The sequence below is a fragment of the Citrobacter sp. Cu231 genome (assembly GCF_030332265.1).
In the GTDB taxonomy this organism is placed as follows: domain Bacteria; phylum Pseudomonadota; class Gammaproteobacteria; order Enterobacterales; family Enterobacteriaceae; genus Citrobacter; species Citrobacter meridianamericanus.
This window is the reverse complement of sequence record NZ_JAOWIE010000044.1, coordinates 298,950-321,402: the sequence shown is the minus strand read 5'-3', so window position 1 is coordinate 321,402 and position 22,453 is coordinate 298,950. Positions and strand designations below refer to the sequence as shown.

At 49.7% G+C, this 22,453-nt stretch carries 21 protein-coding genes; 12 read left to right on the top strand and 9 right to left on the bottom strand.

Annotation, left to right across the window (positions count from 1 at the left end; genetic code table 11):
- Window positions 1-5: 5 nt before the first annotated feature.
- Together ynfE and OGY15_RS19180 are read right to left on the bottom strand one after the other, a co-directional pair.
- On the bottom strand, window positions 6-2,444 hold the full coding sequence (ynfE, locus tag OGY15_RS19185; RefSeq protein ID WP_286540676.1) for a selenate/tellurate reductase subunit YnfE: 2,439 nt from the start codon (window positions 2,442-2,444) through the stop codon (window positions 6-8).
- 148 nt (window positions 2,445-2,592) lie between these two features.
- Complete coding sequence (locus tag OGY15_RS19180; RefSeq protein WP_151219149.1) at window positions 2,593-2,901, bottom strand: DUF1161 domain-containing protein; 309 nt, start codon at window positions 2,899-2,901, stop codon at window positions 2,593-2,595.
- A gap of 102 nt (window positions 2,902-3,003) precedes the next feature.
- Between OGY15_RS19180 and OGY15_RS19175 the strand changes: the two genes are divergently transcribed.
- The gene (locus OGY15_RS19175; protein ID WP_151219150.1) at window positions 3,004-3,714 is read left to right on the top strand and encodes a YnfC family lipoprotein; all 711 of its coding nucleotides are present in this window, start codon (window positions 3,004-3,006) and stop codon (window positions 3,712-3,714) included.
- A gap of 7 nt (window positions 3,715-3,721) precedes the next feature.
- Here OGY15_RS19175 and speG read toward each other — a convergent pair whose 3' ends face one another.
- Together speG and OGY15_RS19165 are read right to left on the bottom strand one after the other, a co-directional pair.
- The gene (gene speG, locus OGY15_RS19170) at window positions 3,722-4,282 is read right to left on the bottom strand and encodes a spermidine N1-acetyltransferase (RefSeq protein ID WP_151219151.1); all 561 of its coding nucleotides are present in this window, start codon (window positions 4,280-4,282) and stop codon (window positions 3,722-3,724) included.
- Window positions 4,283-4,317: 35 nt separating this feature from the next.
- Entirely contained in the window at window positions 4,318-4,659 is a 342-nt protein-coding gene (locus tag OGY15_RS19165; RefSeq protein ID WP_151219152.1) for a DUF1283 family protein, read from the bottom strand.
- Window positions 4,660-4,812: 153 nt separating this feature from the next.
- Here OGY15_RS19165 and OGY15_RS19160 point away from each other — a divergent pair, with 153 nt between their 5' ends.
- From OGY15_RS19160 to OGY15_RS19140, 5 genes are all read left to right on the top strand, one after another.
- Window positions 4,813-5,139 carry a YnfA family protein gene (locus OGY15_RS19160; RefSeq protein ID WP_151219153.1) on the top strand — a complete coding sequence of 109 codons (327 nt, stop codon included), beginning with the start codon at window positions 4,813-4,815 and terminating at the stop codon, window positions 5,137-5,139.
- Between the two features lie 107 nt (window positions 5,140-5,246).
- Window positions 5,247-6,461: a starvation-sensing protein RspA gene (rspA, locus tag OGY15_RS19155; protein ID WP_151225436.1), complete on the top strand. Its 1,215-nt coding sequence runs from the start codon at window positions 5,247-5,249 to the stop codon at window positions 6,459-6,461.
- A 13-nt stretch (window positions 6,462-6,474) separates the two neighbouring features.
- Window positions 6,475-7,494, top strand: coding sequence for a Zn-dependent oxidoreductase (locus OGY15_RS19150; protein WP_210905057.1), 1,020 nt, complete (start codon window positions 6,475-6,477; stop codon window positions 7,492-7,494).
- A gap of 53 nt (window positions 7,495-7,547) precedes the next feature.
- Entirely contained in the window at window positions 7,548-8,927 is a 1,380-nt protein-coding gene (locus tag OGY15_RS19145) for an MFS transporter (RefSeq protein WP_210905058.1), read from the top strand.
- Window positions 8,928-9,092: 165 nt separating this feature from the next.
- Complete coding sequence (locus OGY15_RS19140; protein ID WP_151219156.1) at window positions 9,093-10,559, top strand: mannitol dehydrogenase family protein; 1,467 nt, start codon at window positions 9,093-9,095, stop codon at window positions 10,557-10,559.
- Between the two features lie 74 nt (window positions 10,560-10,633).
- On the opposite strand, the gene ydfZ is transcribed toward OGY15_RS19140, so the two are convergent.
- The 3 genes from ydfZ to ydfG all read right to left on the bottom strand — a co-directional run bounded on the left by ydfZ (window position 10,634) and on the right by ydfG (window position 12,548).
- Window positions 10,634-10,837, bottom strand: coding sequence for a putative selenium delivery protein YdfZ (ydfZ, locus tag OGY15_RS19135; protein WP_003032393.1), 204 nt, complete (start codon window positions 10,835-10,837; stop codon window positions 10,634-10,636).
- Between the two features lie 191 nt (window positions 10,838-11,028).
- Complete coding sequence (locus OGY15_RS19130) at window positions 11,029-11,715, bottom strand: GntR family transcriptional regulator (protein WP_151219157.1); 687 nt, start codon at window positions 11,713-11,715, stop codon at window positions 11,029-11,031.
- Between the two features lie 86 nt (window positions 11,716-11,801).
- Window positions 11,802-12,548, bottom strand: coding sequence for a bifunctional NADP-dependent 3-hydroxy acid dehydrogenase/3-hydroxypropionate dehydrogenase YdfG (ydfG, locus tag OGY15_RS19125; protein WP_151219158.1), 747 nt, complete (start codon window positions 12,546-12,548; stop codon window positions 11,802-11,804).
- Between the two features lie 137 nt (window positions 12,549-12,685).
- Here ydfG and dcp point away from each other — a divergent pair, with 137 nt between their 5' ends.
- On the top strand, window positions 12,686-14,731 hold the full coding sequence (dcp, locus tag OGY15_RS19120) for a peptidyl-dipeptidase Dcp (protein WP_210905059.1): 2,046 nt from the start codon (window positions 12,686-12,688) through the stop codon (window positions 14,729-14,731).
- Window positions 14,732-15,082: 351 nt separating this feature from the next.
- Here the strand turns inward: dcp and OGY15_RS19115 are convergent, their stop codons facing one another.
- Window positions 15,083-15,739, bottom strand: a complete 657-nt coding sequence (locus OGY15_RS19115) for a class I SAM-dependent methyltransferase (RefSeq protein ID WP_151219159.1) — start codon at window positions 15,737-15,739, stop codon at window positions 15,083-15,085.
- A 161-nt stretch (window positions 15,740-15,900) separates the two neighbouring features.
- On the opposite strand from OGY15_RS19115, the gene OGY15_RS19110 reads away from it, so the two are divergent.
- A complete protein-coding gene (locus OGY15_RS19110) occupies window positions 15,901-16,827 on the top strand; it encodes a diguanylate cyclase (protein ID WP_151219160.1) in 927 nt (308 codons plus the stop codon).
- Window positions 16,828-17,112: 285 nt separating this feature from the next.
- On the opposite strand, the gene mgtS is transcribed toward OGY15_RS19110, so the two are convergent.
- Window positions 17,113-17,208 (bottom strand): protein MgtS, encoded by a 96-nt coding sequence (gene mgtS / locus OGY15_RS19105; protein ID WP_151219161.1) that lies wholly within the window; start codon window positions 17,206-17,208, stop codon window positions 17,113-17,115.
- A 485-nt stretch (window positions 17,209-17,693) separates the two neighbouring features.
- Here mgtS and urtA point away from each other — a divergent pair, with 485 nt between their 5' ends.
- From urtA to urtD, 4 genes are read left to right on the top strand one after another with little or no spacing between them, the layout of a single operon-like run.
- Window positions 17,694-18,965: an urea ABC transporter substrate-binding protein gene (urtA, locus tag OGY15_RS19100; protein WP_187252467.1), complete on the top strand. Its 1,272-nt coding sequence runs from the start codon at window positions 17,694-17,696 to the stop codon at window positions 18,963-18,965.
- A gap of 43 nt (window positions 18,966-19,008) precedes the next feature.
- Window positions 19,009-20,583 (top strand): urea ABC transporter permease subunit UrtB, encoded by a 1,575-nt coding sequence (urtB, locus tag OGY15_RS19095; protein WP_286540663.1) that lies wholly within the window; start codon window positions 19,009-19,011, stop codon window positions 20,581-20,583.
- Window positions 20,583-21,656: an urea ABC transporter permease subunit UrtC gene (urtC, locus tag OGY15_RS19090; protein WP_187252465.1), complete on the top strand. Its 1,074-nt coding sequence runs from the start codon at window positions 20,583-20,585 to the stop codon at window positions 21,654-21,656. Before urtB ends, urtC begins: the two co-directional genes overlap by 1 nt.
- Window positions 21,656-22,453, top strand: coding sequence for an urea ABC transporter ATP-binding protein UrtD (urtD, locus tag OGY15_RS19085; protein ID WP_286540758.1), 798 nt, complete (start codon window positions 21,656-21,658; stop codon window positions 22,451-22,453). Before urtC ends, urtD begins: the two co-directional genes overlap by 1 nt.

Below are 22,453 nucleotides of genomic sequence, written 5' to 3'. Positions count from 1 at the left end.
AGTCCTTAAACCTTCTCGATCTCGACCAGGTTAGTGTGCTGTGGATTGCCTTTTGCCAACGGCGACGGACGCTGAGTTGTCAGCGTGTTGACGCAGGCGCCGTGATCAATTTTATCGCCAGCCATATCGGCATCATGCCATGCGCCCTGGCCCATTGCGCTTACGCCGGGTAGGATTCGTGGCGTTACTTTTGCCGGGATACGTACTTCACCGCGATCGTTAAAGACTCGAACCATATCGCCATTTGCAATGCCTCGTTTTTGGGCATCGACGGGGTTGATCCACACTTCCTGACGGCAAGATGTCTGGAGAACATCGATATTGCCGTAGCTGGAGTGCGTACGGGATTTGTAGTGGAAACCAAACAGCTGGAGCGGAAATGAACTGCGTTTCGGATCATCCCACCCTTCAAAGGTGGACGCGTAAATGGGAAGCGGACTGATCACTTCATCCTTTTGCAGTTCCCAGGTGTTGGCAATTTTCGCCAGTCGGCTGGAATATATTTCAATCTTTCCGGACGGTGTTTTGAGCGGATTGGCCTGTGGATCGTCGCGGAATTTTTTATAGGCGACAAAGTGGCCATTAGGATCTTTACGTTTATAGATCCCCATTTTTTTAAGCGCGTCATAAGAAGGGAGGGCAGGATCTTTGGCCAGCATTTTGGCATACAGATACTGGAGCCACTGTTCCTGAGTACGGCCTTCGGTAAAACGTTGATAGACATCATCTCCAAGACGTTTTGCCACTTCACTCATGATCCAGTAGATCGGTTTGCGCTCGAACTTAGGTGAGGTTGCTGGCTGAATGAAAATGAGGTATCCCATATTGCCCGCATAGTCGTTAGGAATGATGTCTTCCTGCTCCACAGTCATTAAATCAGGCAGCAGGATATCGGCATATTTGGCCGAGGATGTCATGAAGTTCTCAATGACCACTATCATTTCGCACTTTGTATCGTCCTGCAGGATAGCATGCGTTTTATTGATATCTGAGTGCTGATTGGTGATGGTGTTTCCCGCATAGTTCCAGATAAATTTAATCGGCACATCGAGCTTTTCTTTCCCACGCACGCCATCGCGGGTAGCGGTCATTTCCGGACCCCGGGCGATGGCGTCAGTCCAGCTAAAGCAGGATATCTGGGTCTTAATGGGATTATCTGGCAGCGGCATACGCTCAATTGTGATGGTATAGGTTGATTCTCGTGCACCGCTATTGCCGCCATTGATGCCGACGTTGCCAGTCAGGATAGGCAACATCGCGATCGCGCGTGAGGTCAGTTCGCCGTTAGCCTGACGTTGCGGCCCCCAACCCTGACAAATATATGCCGGTTTCGTGCTGCCGATTTCCCGAGCCAGTTTGATAATGCGATCGGCTGGGATTCCGGTGACTTGGGATGCCCATTGGGGGGTTTTGGCGATGCCGTCATCGCCATCCCCCAGAATATAAGCTTTGTAATGTCCGTTTGCTGGCGCATCGGAGGGCAGGGTTTTCTCATCATAACCGACGCAGTATTTGTCAAGGAACGGCTGGTCGATAAGATTTTCGTTAATCATAACCCAGGCAAGTCCCGCTACGAGTGCGGCATCGGTTCCCGGTCGGATAGGGATCCACTCATCTTCGCGACCCGCTGCGGTATCGGTATAGCGCGGATCGATGACGATCATCCGGGCATTAGAGCGTTCCCGGGCCTGTTCAAGGAAGTACGTTATTCCGCCGCCGCTCATGCGCGTTTCGGCAGGGTTGTTGCCGAACATTACCACCAGTTTGGTGTTTTCGATGTCGGACGTGCTGTTGCCGTCATTTGAGCCGTAGGTATAGGGCATTGCCGCCGCGATTTGGGCGGTGCTGTAAGTACCATAATGGCTCAGAAATCCGCCATAGCAGTTCATCAGGCGAGCGACCAGCGAGGCATAAGGAGAGGAGCGCGTAATGTTGCCGCCTACAATGCCTGAGGTGTAGTTAATATAAACAGCTTCATTACCGTATTTCTCCACGGTATTTTTTAAACTGTCACTGATGGTATCCAGCGCTTCCTGCCAGGTTATACGTTCGAATTTTCCCTCACCGCGTTTTCCCACCCGCTTCATTGGGTAATTCAGGCGATCCGGATGATTGATCCGTCGGCGGATTGATCGTCCACGCAAACAGGCACGAACCTGATGCTGACCATAAATATCGTCTCCGGTTGTATCGGATTCCACCCATACAACCTCGTCATCTTTGACATGGAGTTGCAGGGCACAACGACTACCGCAGTTCACGGAACACGCGCCCCAAACCACTTTTTCTTCAGCTGGTTGAATAGCTTGTTGTACCGCAGCGGCGGCGGTGCGTATTCCGAAAGGTAATGACAGCCCGCCAGCGGCAAGCGCCAGCGAACCGATAGCCGTGGATTTCACTAACGCCCTGCGGCTGATGCCTCCATATTGCTCAGTTTCAGACATAACTCACTCCATTATTGTTATCGTTATATAATAATTTCTATAACGCAATTAATAGCATGCTAATAATAGAGAGAGTTTACCCACTTGTAGGTAGAGCATATTAATGCATATCAAACTGGAGTGACCCTCCGCGCACGGAGGGCGTGATTTATTGCGGTTCGGCGGCGTGTCCGTCTTGAGAAGATGTGCTATTCGCGGGGGCGTTGCCACTGTTAGTCCGGGTATAGAGAATTTTGTGCGTATCGTTTGCACAATGTCCGACTACCAGTGAGTCAGGCTGATCTGCCTGATCGTTGGGGACAATATTCAGCGTGAAGCTGGATTCAGCCACACCATTATTGATGATACGCTGTTCGATATCGCTTTTTACGCGTTCACATGACGCCGGGGCAGCCAGAACCTGCGGGGAAGCGACTACCAATATGATCGCGGCAATTCCTGGTATGTTTTTCATCATCAGCTCCTTTATGATCAACTTAAACTAAGATTAGCATTTCTGGTGTAAATAACTGTATTTGCTAATATGATTGAGAATTATCTTCTTATCCCGGTGAAAAATGTGAAGAAACAGACCTTGTTAGGTTTCCTGTGCCTCTTGCTGGTTGGATGTGATAACGCCAAAGGGCTGATTTCCTTTACGCCGGAAATGGCCAGTTTTTCAAATGAATTTGATTTCGACCCGCTGCGCGGACCGGTGAAAGATTTCAGCCAGACGTTGCTCAATGACAAAGGTGAGGTTACTAAACGCGTTGTTGGTACGCTCTCACAGGAAGGGTGCTTCGATACGCTTGAATTGCACGATATTGAAAATAATAGCGGCATGGCGCTGGTCCTGGATGCTAACTATTACCGGGATGCCGAAACGCTGGAAAAACGGATCCGCTTACAGGGTAAATGTCAGTTGGCAGAGCTGCCTGCTGCGGGTGTGGTTTGGGATACCGATGATAACGGTTTTGTCGTTTCCGCTACGGGCAAAGAGATGAAAGTGCAATATCGCTATGATGCGGAAGGCTACCCGCTGGGTAAAACAACCGTCAATAACGATAACACCTTGCAAGTTGATGCCAAACCCTCGGTTGATCCGTTGAAGAAGCTGGATTACACCGCGGTGAGTCTGCTTAACAATCGTCCTGTAGGCAACGTCAAACAAACGTGCAAGTACGATGACTATGCTAATCCGGTCAACTGCCAGCTTGTTATCGTTGACGAGAGCGTGAAGCCGGCAGTTGAACATCATTACTCAATTGAAAACACCATCGAGTACTATTAGTCAGTCTTTACTGAGCGGTAGGTTGCAGCAAATTAGGACCTGACGTTTTATGTTCTGCCAGATACTGCTGCTGGAAGATACACATGCGGATAGTGTTGCGGTATTGTCCGTTGATAAAGAATTCATGAATTAGTTCGCCTTCGACCATAAAGCCGAGTTTACGGTAGATGTGGATAGCTTTTTCGTTCTCTTTATCAACGATCAGATACAGCTTATACAAATTGAGTACGGTAAAGCCGTAATCCATCGCCAGTTTAGCCGCACGCGTTGCCAGACCTTTACCCTGATAATCAGGGGAGATAATGATCTGGAATTCCGCCCGGCGGTGCACATGGTTAATTTCAACCAGTTCTACCAGCCCGGCTTTTTCACCGTTGCATTCCACAACAAAGCGACGTTCGCTTTGGTCGTGGATATGCTTGTCATAAAGATCTGACAGCTCAACAAACGCTTCGTAAGGTTCTTCAAACCAGTAACGCATTACGCTGGCGTTGTTATCAAGCTGATGGACGAATCGTAAATCTTCACGCTCCAGCGGGCGCAACTTAACACTGAGGGCGCTAGTCATATCGTATCCTTTCAATATCCTTCAAAGTGCAATGTTTATGGGGCAACGGTGCGGCCTGTGCGGCGGTCAAGGCAGCGCAGGGTGTTGGGTTCCCAGTACGCATTAATATTAGCGCTTTGTTCGCACTTATCACGGCTATCGAAGGCGGCGTCGGTTTTGTCCCACTCTTTCTCTACACGTTTATTGACTTTCTGGCGTAGCTGACGCGTATCGTTCCATTGTTCCTTTTCCATTGCAGCCTGTTGACGACTCTGCGCACTGTCCCCGGACTCAATGACCAGTTTACTGGTTTCAGCAAATGCGGAAGAGGTGTACACAGCCGCCGCCAGCGTCAGCATAGCCGTCAGGCACAGGCGTTTGGTCAGTGTAATATTCATGGCGAATTCCTTTTATGGGAAAGGGGATAAATCGTAAAACAGGGTTAAATTCTACACTATTACGTTTCGTGGGCATACCCACTCAGCGGATATGGATACGCTGATGATATTCTGTCGTATCATGGTTAAACCGAAGGTAACTGAATAACATCAATGCTTAAGACCACATTGCTTTTCTTCGTCACCGCGCTATGCGAAATCATTGGCTGCTTTTTACCCTGGCTCTGGCTTAAGCGAGGCGCTACGGCCTGGCTGCTGATCCCCGCAGGGGGGGCACTGGCATTATTCGTCTGGTTTCTGACGCTGCACCCGGCAGCAAGCGGGCGTGTCTATGCAGCCTATGGCGGGGTTTACGTGGTAACCGCGCTGCTATGGCTACGCATCGTCGACGGCGTAAAACTCAGCCTGTACGACTGGTCGGGGGCGCTTGTGGCGTTGTGCGGCATGCTGATCATTGTGGCTGGATGGGGGCGCGCATAGCGCCTTTTTTGTGATCAAGAAGCGCTTTTTTGATCGTTATACTTGTATGGTAGTAGCTCAGTTGGGTAAATTTCCTGCATCTCAAGAACAGATGTAAGGAACAAGAAATGAAGATTGTCGGGGCTGAAGTTTTTGTCACCTGTCCGGGGCGTAATTTCGTGACGTTAAAAATTACGACAGAAGATGGGATCACCGGGCTGGGTGATGCCACATTAAACGGACGCGAGTTATCCGTGGCGTCCTACCTGAAAGATCATGTGTGCCCGCAGTTGATTGGTCGCGACGCGCATCGAATTGAGGACATCTGGCAGTTTTTCTACAAAGGTGCGTACTGGCGTCGTGGTCCAGTCACCATGTCGGCGATTTCCGCAGTGGATATGGCATTGTGGGATATCAAAGCGAAAGCGGCCAATATGCCGTTGTACCAGCTACTCGGCGGCGCGTCGCGTGAAGGGGTCATGGTTTATTGTCACACCACAGGCCATACCGTCGATGAGGTACTGGAAGATTATGCGCGTCATAAAGAGATGGGCTTTAAAGCGATTCGTGTGCAGTGCGGCGTACCTGGCATGAAAACCACTTACGGGATGTCGAAAGGTAAAGGACTGGCCTATGAACCCGCGACCAAAGGGCAATGGCCGGAAGAACAGTTATGGTCAACGGAGAAATATCTCGATTTCACGCCAAAACTGTTTGAAGCGGTGCGCGATAAATTCGGCTTCAACGAACATCTTCTGCACGACATGCATCACCGTCTGACGCCAATTGAAGCGGCCCGTTTTGGCAAAAGCATTGAGCAGTATCGTTTGTTTTGGATGGAAGATCCAACCCCAGCTGAAAACCAGGAGTGCTTCCGCCTGATCCGCCAGCATACGGTCACGCCGATTGCGGTCGGGGAAGTGTTTAATAGCATCTGGGACTGCAAACAGCTTATCGAAGAACAATTGATCGACTACATCCGCACCACCATCACCCATGCGGGGGGGATCACCGGTATGCGTCGGATTGCCGATTTTGCTTCGCTGTATCAGGTTCGCACAGGCTCGCATGGACCTTCCGATCTGTCACCCGTGTGCATGGCCGCCGCGTTGCACTTTGATCTGTGGGTGCCTAACTTCGGTGTACAGGAATATATGGGGTATTCGGAACAGATGCTGGAAGTGTTCCCGCATAACTGGACCTTTGATAACGGCTACATGCATCCGGGAGACAAACCGGGACTTGGGATCGAGTTTGACGAAAAACTGGCGGCGAAATATCCGTATGACCCTGCATATTTGCCTGTAGCCCGCCTGGAAGATGGCACGCTGTGGAACTGGTAAGGAGTGATTTGCGATGAAAAGTATTGTGATTGAAAAACCGAATACGCTGAATATTGCTGAGCGAACTATACCTGAACCCTCAGCAGGCGAAGTCCGGGTAAAGGTAAAACTGGCGGGAATTTGTGGTTCCGATAGCCATATTTATCGCGGACACAATCCCTTTGCACAATACCCGCGCGTGATTGGCCACGAGTTTTTTGGTGTGATTGATGCGGTAGGCGACGGTGTTGAGCGTTCGCGAATGGGTGAGCGGGTATCCGTTGATCCGGTCATCAGTTGTGGACATTGTTATCCCTGTTCGGTTGGTAAACCTAACGTTTGCACATCGCTGGTGGTGCTGGGCGTTCATCGAGATGGTGGTTTCAGCGAGTACGCTGTCGTGCCGGCGAAAAATGCCTGGACCATCCCCGATATCGTGTCCGATGAGCATGCCGTTATGGTTGAACCTTTTACCATTGCCGCAAACGTAACCGGGCAAATCAATCCGACAGAAAACGATACGGCTCTGATTTATGGCGCAGGCCCTATGGGGCTGACTACCGTACAGGCGCTTAAACGTGTCTATAACGTTAAAACCGTAGTGATCGCCGACAGAATCGATGAGCGCCTGAGCATGGCGAAGCAGTGCGGTGCAGACTGGGCAGTCAATAATAGTCAGCAATCGTTGCAAGATTTCCTCGCAGTAAAAGGGCTAAAACCGACCATCATCGTGGATGCCGCTTGTCATCCATCCATTTTACAGGAGGCTATAACGCTGGCATCGCCTGCCGCGCGGATTGTTTTAATGGGATTCTCCAGCGATCCTTGTCAGATTGTTCAACAAGGCATTACCGGGAAAGAACTTTCAATCTATTCCTCAAGATTAAATGCAAACAAATTTCCGGTTGTTATTGATTGGTTGGTCAATGAACTCATCGATCCTAATCAACTTATTACCCATACTTTTGACTATCACCACGTTACCGACGCAATTGAATTGTTTGAGAAAGATCAGCAGCACTGCTGCAAAGTTTTACTCACATTCACTGAATAATATAAATAACTGCGAGTAAGTGGTACGCATCTTACCTCTTAGAGATAGCCAATATGAATCAAGAAAAACACGAAAGATCAACGAAGGACCTGGTCAGAGCAGCCGTATCCGGATGGTTGGGCACTGCGCTCGAATTTATGGATTTCCAGTTATATTCTTTGGGGGCCGCGCTGGTATTCCATGAGATATTTTTCCCGGAACAGTCTGCAGCGATGGCGCTCATTTTAGCAATGGGTACCTACGGCGCGGGATATATTGCTCGTATCATTGGAGCATTTATATTTGGCAAAATGGGCGACAGCATTGGACGTAAAAAGGTGCTGTTTATTACCATCACTATGATGGGTATCTGTACAACATTAATAGGTGTACTGCCAACGTATGCGCAAATCGGTATCTTTGCGCCCGTATTACTGGTGACACTGCGTATTATACAAGGATTGGGTGCGGGAGCTGAAATCTCGGGTGCAGGTACTATGCTTGCCGAGTATGCACCAAAAGGCAAACGCGGCATCATTTCTTCACTTGTTGCCATGGGAACCAACTGTGGCACGCTGAGTGCAACGGCCATCTGGGCAGTGATGTTCTTCGCTCTCGACCGGGAAGAACTGTTAGCCTGGGGTTGGCGAATTCCATTCCTGGCAAGTGTCGTGGTGATGATTTTTGCCATCTGGTTACGTATGAACCTCAAAGAAAGCCCGGTATTTGAGAAAGTTAACGACGAGGAAAATTTACCAGCATTAAATAATTCGCCGGAAAACACGCTGGGGGCGATGTTTACCAGTAAATCTTTTTGGCTGGCAACTGGTTTACGCTTTGGGCAGGCGGGCAACTCTGGGTTAATCCAAACCTTCCTTGCCGGTTATTTAGTTCAGACGTTGTTATTTGATAAATCAATACCTACCGATGCGTTAATGATTAGTTCGATACTTGGATTTATTACCATACCGCTACTCGGTTGGCTTTCTGATAAGTTTGGCCGTCGCTTGCCTTATATTATCCTGAATATTTCTGCAATTCTTTTGGCTTACCCGATGCTGTCAATCGTCGTGGATAAAACATATAGTCCTGGCATTATTATGACGGCACTGATTGTTATTCATAACTTTGCCGTATTGGGATTATTTGCGCTAGAAAATATTACCATGGCTGAAATGTTCGGTGCGCGTAACCGATTCACTCGCATGGCAATCTCAAAAGAGGCGGGCGGGTTGGTTGCCGTTGGTTTCGGTCCGGTGCTGGCCGGTATTTTCTGCAACATGACCAATTCCTGGTGGCCAATTCTGGTGATGGTTATTGCCTACTCACTGATAGGTCTTATTTCCGCGTTGTTGATGCCAGAAGTGAAAGACCGCGATCTTAGTGTGCTAGAGGATGCAGCAGAGGTGGGTCAGTCGAATAAAGTTCGTTGCTCGGCGACTCAGACAAGCTGATGTTAAATAACGGCATGGACGGAGGTGCTCGTGCTCCGTTCATCCTGGTATATATCTTCTAATGATGTCATACCAATCAAGAAAAGCTTAATGCAAGTCAAAACATACAACCCTACAGGCGTTACTCTGAAACAATCCTGAGTTCATAAATAAATAGGCCATACCATGCAAAACAAGCTCCTGGCAGCGAAGGCTGCGCTTCCCGACTACGATCGTACAAAACTGGTTCCGCGTATTGTTCATCTGGGATTTGGCGCGTTTCATCGCGCACATCAGGGTGTTTACGCTGACATTCTGGCTGCAGATCACGACAGTGACTGGGGCTATTGTGAAGTGAACCTGATTGGCGGTGAGCAGCAAATTGCCGATCTGAAACAGCAAGATAACCTGTATACCGTTGCGGAAATGTCAGCGGATGCCTGGACTGCAAGAGTCGTGGGCGTGGTGAAAAAAGCGCTGCATGCACAGGTTGATGGTCTGGAAAGCGTACTGGCTGCGATGTGTGAACCGCAGGTCGCGATCGTTTCCCTGACCATAACGGAGAAAGGATACTGCCATTCTCCGGCGACCGGTCAACTGATGTTCGACAATCCAATGATTGCCGCCGATCTGCAAAACCCAAAACAGCCAAAAACTGCGCCAGGCGTAGTGGTTGAGGCTTTGGCACGTCGCAAAGCGGCAGGTTTAGGCGCCTTTACCGTGATGTCTTGCGACAACATGCCAGAAAACGGTCACGTAATGCGCAATGTTGTCACAGCGTATGCGAGGGCGGTGAATGAAGAACTGGCGGCGTGGATCGAGCAACATGTGACGTTCCCGTCGACTATGGTTGACCGGATTGTCCCAGCGGTTACCCCAGAAACGCTGGACAAAATTGAACACATCACTGGCGTACGCGACCCGGCAGGCGTGGCATGTGAGCCATTCCGTCAGTGGGTCATCGAAGATAACTTTGTCGCCGGTCGCCCTGAGTGGGAGAAAGCAGGAGCGGAGCTGGTGGCAGATGTCATCCCATTTGAAGAAATGAAGCTGCGCATGCTCAACGGCAGCCACTCTTTTCTGGCTTATCTTGGTTATCTGGGGGGATATCAGCACATTAACGACTGCATGGGCGATGAAAATTATCGTCTTGCCGCTCGCGCGCTAATGTTGCAGGAGCAAGCGCCTACGTTAAAAGTTAAAGGTGTGGATCTACAGCACTATGCCGATCTGTTAATTGAGCGCTACAGCAACCCGGCACTGCGTCATCGAACCTGGCAGATCGCTATGGACGGCAGTCAAAAATTGCCTCAGCGTATGCTTGATTCCGTTCGTTGGCACATTGTAAACGGCAGTCACTTTGATCTACTGGCGCTGGGTGTGGCTGGCTGGATGCGCTACGTCGGCGGTGTTGATGAGCAGGGCCAGGCGATTGAAATTAGCGATCCGTTGTTGCCAGTGATCCAGAATGCGGTGCGTAGTAGTAACGAGGGCGAAGATCGTGTTCGGGCGCTGCTGGCGATCGATGCTATTTTTGGTCGTGAACTGCCGCAGGTCGAATTATTCAAAAACAAGGTTACACAAGCATATCTTGCTTTAGTGGCTGAAGGGGCAAAGACAACAGTTGCGAAGTATGTTGCAAAACTGAAGTAACGAAAAGCATCGATTTAGCTCGCCATCTGGCTGTAAACGGGCCAGATGGCGCATTGTTTTGGCATTCACACCAATTAGTTCATGCCCAAACGAATCAGTTCGAGGGGGGCATATTTACCTTCACACCCTTCGATTTCCACTGTTTTACCGCGACGAATTTGCTCAGCGGTCAGGCCATCGGTATCTATCGCTGTAATGCGGCCTGTGAGTCCGGTGTCGCTAATCATGACGCGGCTGCCAGTGGTGATTGCGTTACGGTTACGATCGTATGTTTTCATGGTGTTTTCTCCTTTCCAACTTACCGTCAAAGCCCGTGGGCTTTTAGTCCCACGTAACGGGCGCAATATAAATACGCTTCTCGTTAATGATTTTTTTTGTTTTCGATCAAAATCACAGCTTTTTTTATGCAGATGTGCAGGAGAGTGGGGGATGCAGAATAAACTCACCTCTGCGCGAGGTGAGCGTAATATTAATCTTCGCTGAACCAGTCGCTATTTTCCTGACGAATAAGCTGAACGGACTCACCTATTTCCTGAAGATGCAGCATCATTGCGCGCTCAACGGCATCGCCATCATGCTTCTCAAGTGCGGCAAAGATGTCGTGATGCTGGCGCAGCAGCATTTCTGGCGGAGAGATATGATCCAGACTCATATAGCGAACGCGGTCAATCGTGGCCTTTATATTTTCGACGGTATCCCAGGCGAGCTGACACTCGGCGATTAAAGCCAGTTTCTGATGAAATTCGTCATCGAGCTGAAAGAAATCATTAATTTGTTTTCGGTCAATCGCAATACGTTGCTGATGCAGATTCTGTTCGAGCTGATAGCTCTGTTTATCGGTGATCAATGCTGCGGCGCGGCGAACTACGGCACATTCAATTGCCTGGCGTACAAAACAGCCATTTTGTACTTGCGACAGCGAAATTTTGTTCACGTAACTGCCACGCTGCGGGCGAATTTGAATCAGGCCGTTTTCTGCCAGTTTGATGAATGCTTCTCGTACCGGCTGGCGGGACACATTAAAGCGTACGGAAACCTCTTTCTCCGACAACGGTGTACCGGGTGCAATCAGACAGTGCACGATATCGCGACGAAGAATACGGTAGATCTGTTGATTTACCGGCTGTGTAGGGTTGAGCTGCGTTTCTTCGGTCATTCATTATTACTTTTTAGAGAGTTAACCCAGAGATCTTATCACTTATTTCAGGCTATCTATACCCGGCACAAGGCCGGGCAGTGAAATTAGCTCCGATGAATACTCAGTCCTGCAAATGACTGTGTGACAGGCATCATTTCAAGGGTGTTAATGTTGACATGAGCAGGTAAGGACGCCACCCACCATACCGCTTCTGTGACATCTTGCGGGGTCAGCGCGGTCGTATTTTCGTAAGCTTTTTCAGCTTTGGCGTCATCGCCTTTGAAACGCACATTCGAGAATTCCGTACCGCCAACCAGGCCTGGCTCAATGTCGGTAACGCGAATCGCGGTGCCGTGTAAGTCAGTACGTAAATTCAGGCTAAACTGGCGAACAAACGCTTTGGTCGCGCCGTACACGTTACCACCAGCGTATGGCCAACTGCCCGCGGTAGAACCGATATTGATAATGTGACCGCGGTTACGCTCAACCATGCCTGGCAAAACGGCACGGGTCATATAAACCAGACCTTTATTATTGGTGTCGATCATATTTTCCCAGTCTTCAATGCTGGCCTTATGGGCTGGCTCAAGACCCAGCGCCAGACCCGCGTTGTTGACCAGTACATCAATATTGCGCCACTCAGCAGGTAGGGCGTCGAGCATCCCTTCTATTGATGCACGATTACGTACGTCCAGCTGTGCGGTATAGAGGCGGTCACCCAGCTCGTCTTTGAGCTCCTGCAGGCGCTCCTGGCGGCGTCCGGTGGCAATAACTTTATGCCCATTCTCAATAAAACGACGCGTAATGCACTCACCAAAACCTGCCGTTGCTCCGGTTACTAAAACGATCATCTCACTGTTCCTCAACGCTTTTTATGTAGCACTACCATAGCACGTCATTTCCGTTCAGAGCTATTCCTGCTTAACGCGATTGCGGTAGATTACAGGGAAGTCTACTCTGGTAAACAAATCGTTTTCAGGAGTGAAAGATGTCGTTAACGAATCCTTTTTTACACCACAGCACATTGCCGTATCAGGCACCGCAATTTGATCTGATAGACGTGCAGCATTATCGTCCTGCTTTCGAGGAAGGCGTGCGGCAAAAACGCGCAGAGATCGAAGTGATTGTGCAAAACCCACAGATCCCTGATTTTGCAAATACTTTGCTGGCACTTGAACAAAGCGGCGCGCTGCTCACACGCGTGACCAACGTTTTCTTCGCGATGACGGCGGCTCACACTAATGATGAAATACAGCGCCTCGACGAAATGTTTTCCGCAGAGCTTGCCGCGCTGGCCAATGACATTTACCTCAATGACGCGCTTTTTGCGCGCGTCGAAGCCGTATGGCAACGGCGCAGTACGTCAGGTCTGGATAGCGAGTCATTACGCCTGTTGGAGGTCGTCCACCAGCGTTTTGTACTGGCTGGTGCCCGTCTGAATGAGGCGGATAAAGCCAGCCTGAAAGCGCTCAACACGGAATCCGCCACCCTGACCAGTCAGTTTAATCAACGGCTGTTGGCAGCGAACAAGTCCGGTGCTTTGGTGGTGGACGATGTCCGGCATCTGGACGGGTTCAGCGCTGACGAAATTACCGTTGCCGCCGAAGCAGCAAGGGAAAAAGGGCTTGAAGCGCATTGGGTTATTCCGCTCCTAAACACGACTCAGCAACCGGCGCTTGCGATGTTACGCGATCGCCAGACCCGTGAAAACCTGTTCACCCGCGCATGGACACGGGCCGAAAATAATGACGCCAACGACACGCGGGCGATCATTCAGCGGCTGGTTGATATTCGGATGCAGCAGGCAAAACTCCTCGGTTTTGCCAATTACGCCGCCTGGAAAATTGCCGATCAAATGGCAAAAACGCCGGAAGCGGCACTAAATTTCATGCGGGCGATTGTTCCTGCCGCGCGAGCGCGGGCGTTGGATGAGCAGGCTGAAATCCAGAAGGTTATCTCTAAAGAAAACGGGCAATTTAGCCCAGAGGCCTGGGACTGGTCATTCTATGCCGAACAGGTCCGCCGTGAGAAATATGCGCTTGATGAGCTGCAGCTCAAACCTTATTTTGCTCTGGATACGGTGCTGAACGAGGGGGTTTTCTGGACGGCTAATCAACTGTTTGGCATCAAGTTTATCGAGCGTTTCGACATTCCGGTTTATCACCCCGATGTACGGGTATGGGAAATATTCGATCATGATGGCGTAGGACTGGCGTTATTTTATGGTGATTTCTTTGCCCGGGAATCAAAAAGCGGCGGTGCCTGGATGGGCAATTTTGTTGAGCAATCGCGGCTAAACGAAACCAGACCGGTGATTTACAACGTCTGCAACTATCAGAAACCCGCTCAGGGCCAACCCGCCTTGCTGCTGTGGGATGATGTTATTACGTTATTTCATGAGTTTGGACATACGTTGCACGGCCTTTTCGCCACTCAGCGTTATGCCACGCTCTCAGGGACTAACACTCCGCGTGATTTTGTCGAGTTTCCATCGCAGATTAACGAACACTGGGCGAGTCATCCGCAGGTCTTTGCCCGTTTTGCGCGTCATGTTGATACCGGGGAGCAAATGCCACCGGTATTACGGGATAAAATGCAACAGGCCAGCTTGTTTAACAAAGGTTACGACATGACTGAACTGCTCAGCGCCGCATTGCTGGATATGCGCTGGCACTCCCTGGATGTGAGTGACTCATCTCGCTCGGTCGATCAATTTGAACAGCAGGCACTGGCGGCGGAAGATTTGGACCTTAAAGCCGTGCCACCGCGTTATCGCAGCAGTTACTTTGCCCATATCTTCGGCGGGGGTTATGCCGCAGGTTATTACGCCTATTTGTGGACGCAAATGCTGGCCGATGACGGCTATCAGTGGTTTGTGGAGCAGGGCGGATTAACGCGTGAAAATGGGCAGAAATTCCGCGAAGCGATTTTATCTTGCGGGAACAGTAGTGATTTAGCTGAGCTTTATCGCCAGTGGAGCGGGCGCGACCCACGAATGGCTCCAATGCTGGAACATCGTGGTTTGAGCGCGTAGGATTTGTTCAGATAGTGAGAGTAACCGGGTGTAATGCCCGGTTTTTGCGTATTTAAATATCTGATTCTGAAAAGCCATCAGCGAACGTTGTCTGGCGTCATGAATAATTTTATCTTCCCAATGGTGGTGAATCCCCCTGAGCGGTGGGGCGTCCAGCCATACCTCCTTTGCCTGGTATGCAACGCGAAACTAACCGGCTGGGGCTGTTTCACCGGGAGGCACCCGGCACCACAGGTATAATAAATGTTATCAACATTATCCACCCCATTAGCCTGTCATGAATGACAGGCTTTTTTTATTGTCTTTCCCTAATGGTAATGCTCCAGGCTGTCAGTTAATAATGTCAGGGCGCTATTTTTTACCTGATGCTGAAAATATCGCTACAGTACCGGTTACTTGCGTATTAACATGTTCAAAATGCGCTGACAGAATCTGTTTCAGTCCCTCTTCAGAATCATTAGCGTTTGAGAAAATACCTTTCTTATTGTAGATGCTCATGAGTTTATTTCCGAAAGTGTTGTGTATAACACCATCGCCAAGAATAGTTGCGCCATACAGCGTACCCGTGTCTGTTAAAGCCCGTGCGGCATTTGCTATCACACTGGCTTTCGCTGATATATTGCCAGGCAAGCAGTGCAGGAGATAAAACATGGAAATGGAATCGAACTCATTGTGCAAATCCGTAGGGTAAGATTCGAACACGTCATGCTTAATTTTGCGCTGAATTTTCGCTTCCCCGATTCTTGATGCAGCAGCGTCCAGACTGGCTTCATTCAAATCCATTAGCGATATTACACAGCCGTCAGGAGCGTGATAGGGGTAAAATCCGGTTCCAACGCCAATATCCAGATGTGTTTTACTCATATGCTGGAGAAAATGGGGAAGAAGGTGTTCCCTGGTCGGACACTTCCAGGCATATTGATTTGATACTCCTAGCACCCACCAGTCATAAAGTTTTAGCGTCATTGGTGTGTAAATTTTAGCGCCATCGTCAGTCATTTTATTCATTAGTTTCTATCTGTTATTGTTTTGGCTGGGAATTAAATCAATAATCGCGATAAATGGCAAGTGCTATGACACCATTGATTTCTATAACTAAATTTACATAAATTTTCTTTTTTATGGTTAAAATCCCGGTTCAAAGTGTTCATTCAGGGAAGGAAACCGTGATGATGAAAAACACAGCGGAAATAGATGCAATCATAAATGAGTTGAACAACTCAATTGATGCCCACTACAAATGGCTGGTAAAAATGTTCCGCTGCGCTGTGTCCTCAGATGTTACTCATCCCGATATTACGGGTGACAACGCTCATTTTGTTTGTCGATTTGGAAAATGGATAAATGATCAATCGCTGAACAATGAGGATGATAGTAGTTATGTGAGCAAGATTTATTCTGTTCATGAAAAAATGCATGTAATAGGAAAGGAGTTGCTATTGGCAATAGTGGAGAATCGTAGCCATACATGGCATTTCGACAGCTTCCAGGACGCGCTATTGGCATTTACGTCTGCTGTAATGGACTACAAGATATATTTATTGAACATCCGCAGTAATATCGATGTATTAACGGGTTTACCCGGGAGAAGAATGCTTGATGAGTCATTTGATCAACAACTACTCGACGCCGAACCGCTAAATCTTTATATATTGTTATTGGATATCGACCGTTTTAAACACGTTAATGATACTTATGGTCACCTGGTGGGGGATGTAGTGTTGCGTGCTATGGCCTCAAATTTGTTGGCATGGACGCGATATGACGAGGTAGCGTACCGCTACGGCGGTGAAGAGTTTATCATCATCATCCGGACTAAAACTGACGAACAGGTCTGCCTGGCGGGATTGCGGCTTTGTCAGCTTATTGGCCAGAAAAAAATACCCTATGCTGATGGCGAAATTGGTATAACGGTAACGGCTGGAATAACCCGGGTTCAACAGGGTGAAACGCTGGATACCGCACTGGATCGCGCTGACAGAGCGATGTATCAAGGGAAGCAGAACGGCAGGAATCGCTGTATGTTTATGGATGAATACGAGCGGATCACTCAGGTTGACACTAATCGTGTGATCTCATACCCCCTTAGCGCATGAGATTTGCGAACACCGTTTCGAAGTAGTTACGTTTCGTTTAGCTTTCATTGGGGTTGCCAGTGATAGGTTAGCTGACTATCCGTTATCTTCGCAGGGAATTGCCAGATAGCGTATAAAAGCAAAACACAAATCTATCCATGCAAGCATTTACCGCTGGTTTAACCGGCGGTTTTTTTTATCTGCTAATCAGGGACAAGATGCGGAAGGGCGATGCAGGTAAAAAAAATGGCCCCTTGTGCAGCTACGCAACAAGGGGCCGGGTCGGTTCAGGACTATCTCCGTTCATCAATCATCCCATCTGTGGCTAAGATACGCGGCCAGGAAACCGGAAAATAAAATAATTCCCAGAACAGCCATAAAAATATTCATATTACCCAGCATAGTAAATGCTCCTTTATCTGTGAGTTTCCTCTCTTACCTTAAGTTCACCTCGCTTATGACTATAGTAGCAATTCAATCTTAAACAAAGGCTGAACTGTCTGAATATTTCGGCTAAAAAGTAAAGTTTTGACGCGATAACGTCGGGAAAAATAAATAATAGTGACGAGGATCGTTTATCTGCGCACAAATAGCCCTGATTTTATACCGGGACACGTTGTCATGATGCTGTAATACGGACACAAATTGTTGCACGCTTATAATGCAGCGTTGTCTCATCGTGGTTCAATTGATCGTGCAATTATTCCTTGTAGCAGAAAATTTTAATGCCCCTCTTCGTAAATTAATTATAATTCATTGATTTTATATGATTTTTTAATATCTGGCATTGTTTTTGCCTTATCACTTCTGAACACCCTTATTTTGCACCGTTTTATCTGCCCGGCTGCACCGGAGCTTTCAACAAGTCTAATTTCAGGAGTGAAACTATGCAGCGTCGTAAATTTTTAAAAATTTTTGCACTTTCCACCTCTGTAGTCGCGATGGGAATGAGTTTTAGCGTTCAGGCGGCCGATACCATTAAGGTCGGCATCATGCATTCGTTATCCGGCACGATGGCCATTTCCGAAACGCCGTTAAAAGATATGGCGTTGATGACTATTGATGAAATCAATGCGAAGGGCGGGGTGTTAGGAAAAAAGCTGGAGCCAGTGGTCGTTGACCCAGCCTCGAACTGGCCCTTATTTGCTGAAAAAGCCCGCCAGTTGTTGAGCCAGGACAAAGTGGCGGCGGTCTTCGGCTGTTGGACATCGGTTTCACGTAAATCAGTTTTACCGGTATTTGAAGAGCTAAACGGTCTGCTGTTTTACCCGGTGCAATATGAAGGTGAAGAGATGTCGCCTAACGTCTTCTATACCGGAGCTGCGCCAAATCAGCAGGCGATCCCGGCGGTTGAGTATCTGATGAGTGAAGACGGCGGCAGTGCTAAGCGCTTCTTCCTGTTGGGCACGGATTATGTTTATCCGCGTACAACGAACAAAATTTTACGCGCCTTTTTACATTCGAAGGGCGTTGCTGATAAAGATATCGAAGAGGTGTACACCCCATTCGGACACAGCGATTACCAGACCATCGTCGCCAGTATCAAGAAATTTGCTGCAGGAGGAAAAATGGCGGTGGTGTCGACCATCAACGGCGATTCTAACGTTCCATTCTATAAAGAGTTGGCGAACCAGGGCCTGAAAGCCACCGATGTTCCGGTGGTGGCATTCTCCGTGGGGGAGGAGGAGTTACGCGGTATTGATACCAAACCGCTGGTGGGCAACCTTGCCGCGTGGAACTACTTTGAGTCCGTAGATAACGCGACCAACAAGAAATTCGTTGCGGATTACCGGGCGTATGCCAAAGCGCACAAACTGCCAAATGCTGATTCGGTGGTAACCAATGACCCCATGGAAGCCACTTATGTTGGTTTGCATATGTGGGCGCAGGCGGTAGAAAAAGCCGGAACGACTGATGTGGATAAAGTCCGCGTAGCGATGGCAGGACAATCATTTGCTGCACCATCAGGGTTTACCCTGACCATGGATGCCACCAATCATCACCTGCATAAACCCGTCATGATTGGCGAGATTGAAGGCAACGGCCAGTTTAACGTGGTGTGGCAATCCGATGAACCGGTCCGCGCCCAGCCGTGGAGTCCCTACATCGCCGGTAATGACAAAAAATCTGCACAGCCCGTTAAAACTGCCAGCAATTGATCGTGTGCCCTCCTGCGGGCGGGCAACGCTTTGGAGAACGCTCATGAAAGCTATGCGCTTTATTCGTGGTGTGTTGTTGCTGACGTGGTTTTTGCCGTGGATAGCGCAGGCATCAGATGCCGATACCTTTACAGCCGCAAATCGAACTCAGCAGGCTGCCTTGCTCGAACAATGGTCGATCAATCCCGACGTTCAGCGTTTGCCGATGCTCAACGCGTTGCGTGAAGAGCAATTGCTGACCGATAACGCAAGAAACGCGTTCATCATAAGCGGCTCGCACGTACAGCCGTTAGGAACGGCGAAAGGCCCGAACGGCGAGTTAAAAAAAGTCCGGCTGACTAACCGACTGCGTAATCTGGTTGCCGGAACGTTGGCCGTCCATCAACTTTTTAGTGACAGTGTCACTAAAAGAGCTGAGGCAGCGCGCACGTTACAACGAGAGGCATTGCCAGGCATGCTGCCATTTTTGCAGCAACGAATGGCACAGGAGCCCGATGCTGAAGTGAAATCCGCGCTGGCTATTGCGCTGGCAAACCTGCAGTTAACCAGCAGCTCGCCTGAGGTCAGACGGCAGGCCATTGTGCTTATAGGGGCTTCAAACGATCCTGAAACCCAGGCGCGCCTGCAACCTTTCACCCTTGCTGAACATGAGGCTGATGCCAGCGTGCGTGCTGCCGCCAGCGACAGTCTGAGTTCCATCGCGTATCGCATGAAGATTGGCGATCTTCTTGGACAGGCCTTTATGGGGTTGTCGCTGGGTTCTGTTTTGCTGCTGGCGGCATTGGGTCTGGCCATTACCTACGGGCTACTCGGCGTTATTAATATGGCGCATGGCGAGATGTTAATGCTCGGGGCTTACTGTACCTGGATTGTGCAACAGCTGATGGGCCAGTTTTTCCCGCAATGGTTAGCCTGGTATCCGGCTATTGCGCTGCCGGTTGCCTTTTTATTTACCGCGGCGGTAGGAATGCTGCTTGAGCGCGGAGTGATCCGCCATTTATACGGGCGTCCTCTCGAAACGCTGCTGGCGACCTGGGGGATTAGTCTGATGCTCATCCAACTGGTGCGTATGACCTTCGGCGCGCAGAACCTTGAAGTTGCCAATCCGGCATGGCTTTCCGGGGGGATTCAGGTTTATGCCAATCTGATTTTACCGTGGAACCGAATTGTGGTGCTTGGCTTTGCCATTCTGGTGCTGTTTTTCACCTGGCTATTGTTGAATAAAACGCGCCTTGGGCTGCGCGTACGTGCGGTGACGCAGAATCGAAATATGGCGGCATGCTGCGGCGTACCTACTGGACGCGTCGATATGCTGGCCTTTGGCCTTGGTTCAGGTATTGCCGGATTGGGGGGCGTCGCGCTCTCACAATTGGGCAACGTAGGACCGGAATTGGGACAAAGCTACATTATCGATTCCTTTCTGGTGGTGGTGCTGGGCGGCGTGGGACAACTTGCCGGGAGTGTGGCTGCTGCGTTTGGGCTGGGGATCTTCAACAAAATTCTTGAGCCTCAGATAGGGGCGGTACTCGGCAAAATTATGATTCTGATGCTGATTATACTGTTCATTCAGAGGCGTCCGCAGGGGCTGTTCGCGCTAAAAGGGAGGGTTATTGACTGATGACGATGCCAATGACATTAACGCTGGCGCGTAAAGCGCCACGCGTGACACGTGTGCTGGGCCTGGGGTTACTGTTGGCGTTGATTATTCTGCCGTTTCTTGCGCTGCTACCTGCGGACCATCCGCTGGCTATATCGGTGTGGACGCTGACGCTTGCCGGGAAAATTCTCTGCTATGCCATTGTGGCGGTCGCGCTGGATCTGGTGTGGGGCTATGCAGGAATGCTCTCCCTGGGCCACGGTATTTTCTTTGCGCTGGGAGGGTATGCGATGGGAATGTACCTGATGCGCCAGGCCTCTGGAGAAGGATTGCCGCCCTTCATGTCATTCTTGTCGTGGACCGAGCTGCCCTGGTTTTGGTGGGGAACGCAACATTTTATCTGGGCGCTACTGTTGGTCGTTCTGGTTCCTGGCCTGCTGGCGCTGGTATTTGGTTGGTTTGCCTTTCGGTCAAAAATCAAAGGGGTCTATTTCTCCATCATGACCCAGGCCCTGACTTTCGCCGGAATGCTGCTGTTCTTTCGCAACGAAACGGGTTTTGGGGGGAATAACGGTTTTACCGGCTTTACCACTATTCTGGGATTCCCGGTAGCCGCCACCTCAACCCGTATCGCGCTGTTTCTGGCGACGGTCATGCTGCTGGTACTGGCATTATGGTTGGGACTGGCGCTGGCCCGCAGTAAGTTCGGTCGTATTCTGACTGCCGTGCGTGATGCCGAAAACCGTCTGATGTTCTGTGGTTACGATCCGAAAGGTTTCAAACTGCTGGTTTGGACGCTTTCAGCGGTGCTGTGTGGCCTGGCAGGGGCGCTGTATGTTCCGCAGGTGGGGATCATTAACCCCAGCGAAATGTCGCCGACCAACTCGATTGAAGCGGCGATTTGGGTTGCCCTCGGTGGGCGAGGAACCCTTATCGGCCCGGTATTCGGCGCCGTGTTAGTGAATGGCGCTAAAAGCCTGTTTACCGTGATTATGCCTGAATACTGGCAGCTGTTTCTTGGCCTGATCTTTATTGGTGTTACGCTGTTTTTACCCCGAGGTGTAATGGGTCTGTTTCGCAAGGGAGACAAATGATGCAGCCAGATGAAGGGCTATTTACTCGCCAGATGCCGGGAGATCGGTTTCGCAACCAGACTGACCCGGTGCTACAGCTGGAAAAAATTAACGTTAACTTCGATGGATTTCAGGCACTGACCGATCTCTCGCTCAATATTGGCGTTGGGGAACTTCGTTGCATCATTGGCCCCAACGGTGCCGGAAAAACGACGTTAATGGATGTCATTACCGGCAAAACCAGGCCGCAAAGTGGTCGTGCGATATACGATCAGTCGACCGACTTGACCATGCTGGATCCCATTGCTATTGCGCACCAGGGTATCGGGCGGAAATTCCAGAAGCCCACGGTATTTGAAGAGTTAACGGTGGAGGAGAATCTGGAACTGGCGCTGAAAAGCGATAAATCTGTTTGGGGCGTTTTACGGGCGCGTCTTTCAGGCGAACAGCGGGATCGCATTGATGAAATACTGGCACTGTTGCGACTGGGCAATGAGCGCGCCCGCTCCGCTGGGCTGCTATCTCACGGGCAAAAACAATTTCTTGAAATTGGCATGCTGCTGGTACAGGAACCGCATCTGTTGCTGCTGGATGAGCCTGCGGCGGGTATGACGGATGCGGAGACGGAATACACAGCGGAGCTGTTTCGCCAGCTTGCCGGGAAGCATTCTTTGATGGTTGTTGAGCATGATATGGGATTTGTCGAAACCATCGCCGATCGCGTCACGGTATTACACCAGGGGCAAGTATTGGCTCAGGGGAGTCTGCGTGAAGTGCAGGCCAACGAGCAGGTTATTGAAGTTTATCTCGGGCGTTAA

Bases quoted from the DNA above. Each gene is read 5' to 3' on its own strand.
- ynfE (WP_286540676.1), bottom strand. From the start codon at position 2,444: ATGTCTGAAACTGAGCAATATGGAGGCATCAGCCGCAGGGCGTTAGTG.
- OGY15_RS19180 (WP_151219149.1), bottom strand. From the start codon at position 2,901: ATGATGAAAAACATACCAGGAATTGCCGCGATCATATTGGTAGTCGCT.
- speG (WP_151219151.1), bottom strand. From the start codon at position 4,282: ATGACTAGCGCCCTCAGTGTTAAGTTGCGCCCGCTGGAGCGTGAAGAT.
- OGY15_RS19165 (WP_151219152.1), bottom strand. From the start codon at position 4,659: ATGAATATTACACTGACCAAACGCCTGTGCCTGACGGCTATGCTGACG.
- OGY15_RS19160 (WP_151219153.1), top strand. From the start codon at position 4,813: ATGCTTAAGACCACATTGCTTTTCTTCGTCACCGCGCTATGCGAAATC.
- rspA (WP_151225436.1), top strand. From the start codon at position 5,247: ATGAAGATTGTCGGGGCTGAAGTTTTTGTCACCTGTCCGGGGCGTAAT.
- OGY15_RS19150 (WP_210905057.1), top strand. From the start codon at position 6,475: ATGAAAAGTATTGTGATTGAAAAACCGAATACGCTGAATATTGCTGAG.
- OGY15_RS19145 (WP_210905058.1), top strand. From the start codon at position 7,548: ATGAATCAAGAAAAACACGAAAGATCAACGAAGGACCTGGTCAGAGCA.
- OGY15_RS19140 (WP_151219156.1), top strand. From the start codon at position 9,093: ATGCAAAACAAGCTCCTGGCAGCGAAGGCTGCGCTTCCCGACTACGAT.
- ydfZ (WP_003032393.1), bottom strand. From the start codon at position 10,837: ATGAAAACATACGATCGTAACCGTAACGCAATCACCACTGGCAGCCGC.
- OGY15_RS19130 (WP_151219157.1), bottom strand. From the start codon at position 11,715: ATGACCGAAGAAACGCAGCTCAACCCTACACAGCCGGTAAATCAACAG.
- ydfG (WP_151219158.1), bottom strand. From the start codon at position 12,548: ATGATCGTTTTAGTAACCGGAGCAACGGCAGGTTTTGGTGAGTGCATT.
- dcp (WP_210905059.1), top strand. From the start codon at position 12,686: ATGTCGTTAACGAATCCTTTTTTACACCACAGCACATTGCCGTATCAG.
- OGY15_RS19115 (WP_151219159.1), bottom strand. From the start codon at position 15,739: ATGAATAAAATGACTGACGATGGCGCTAAAATTTACACACCAATGACG.
- OGY15_RS19110 (WP_151219160.1), top strand. From the start codon at position 15,901: ATGATGAAAAACACAGCGGAAATAGATGCAATCATAAATGAGTTGAAC.
- mgtS (WP_151219161.1), bottom strand. From the start codon at position 17,208: ATGCTGGGTAATATGAATATTTTTATGGCTGTTCTGGGAATTATTTTA.
- urtA (WP_187252467.1), top strand. From the start codon at position 17,694: ATGCAGCGTCGTAAATTTTTAAAAATTTTTGCACTTTCCACCTCTGTA.
- urtB (WP_286540663.1), top strand. From the start codon at position 19,009: ATGAAAGCTATGCGCTTTATTCGTGGTGTGTTGTTGCTGACGTGGTTT.
- urtC (WP_187252465.1), top strand. From the start codon at position 20,583: ATGACGATGCCAATGACATTAACGCTGGCGCGTAAAGCGCCACGCGTG.
- urtD (WP_286540758.1), top strand. From the start codon at position 21,656: ATGCAGCCAGATGAAGGGCTATTTACTCGCCAGATGCCGGGAGATCGG.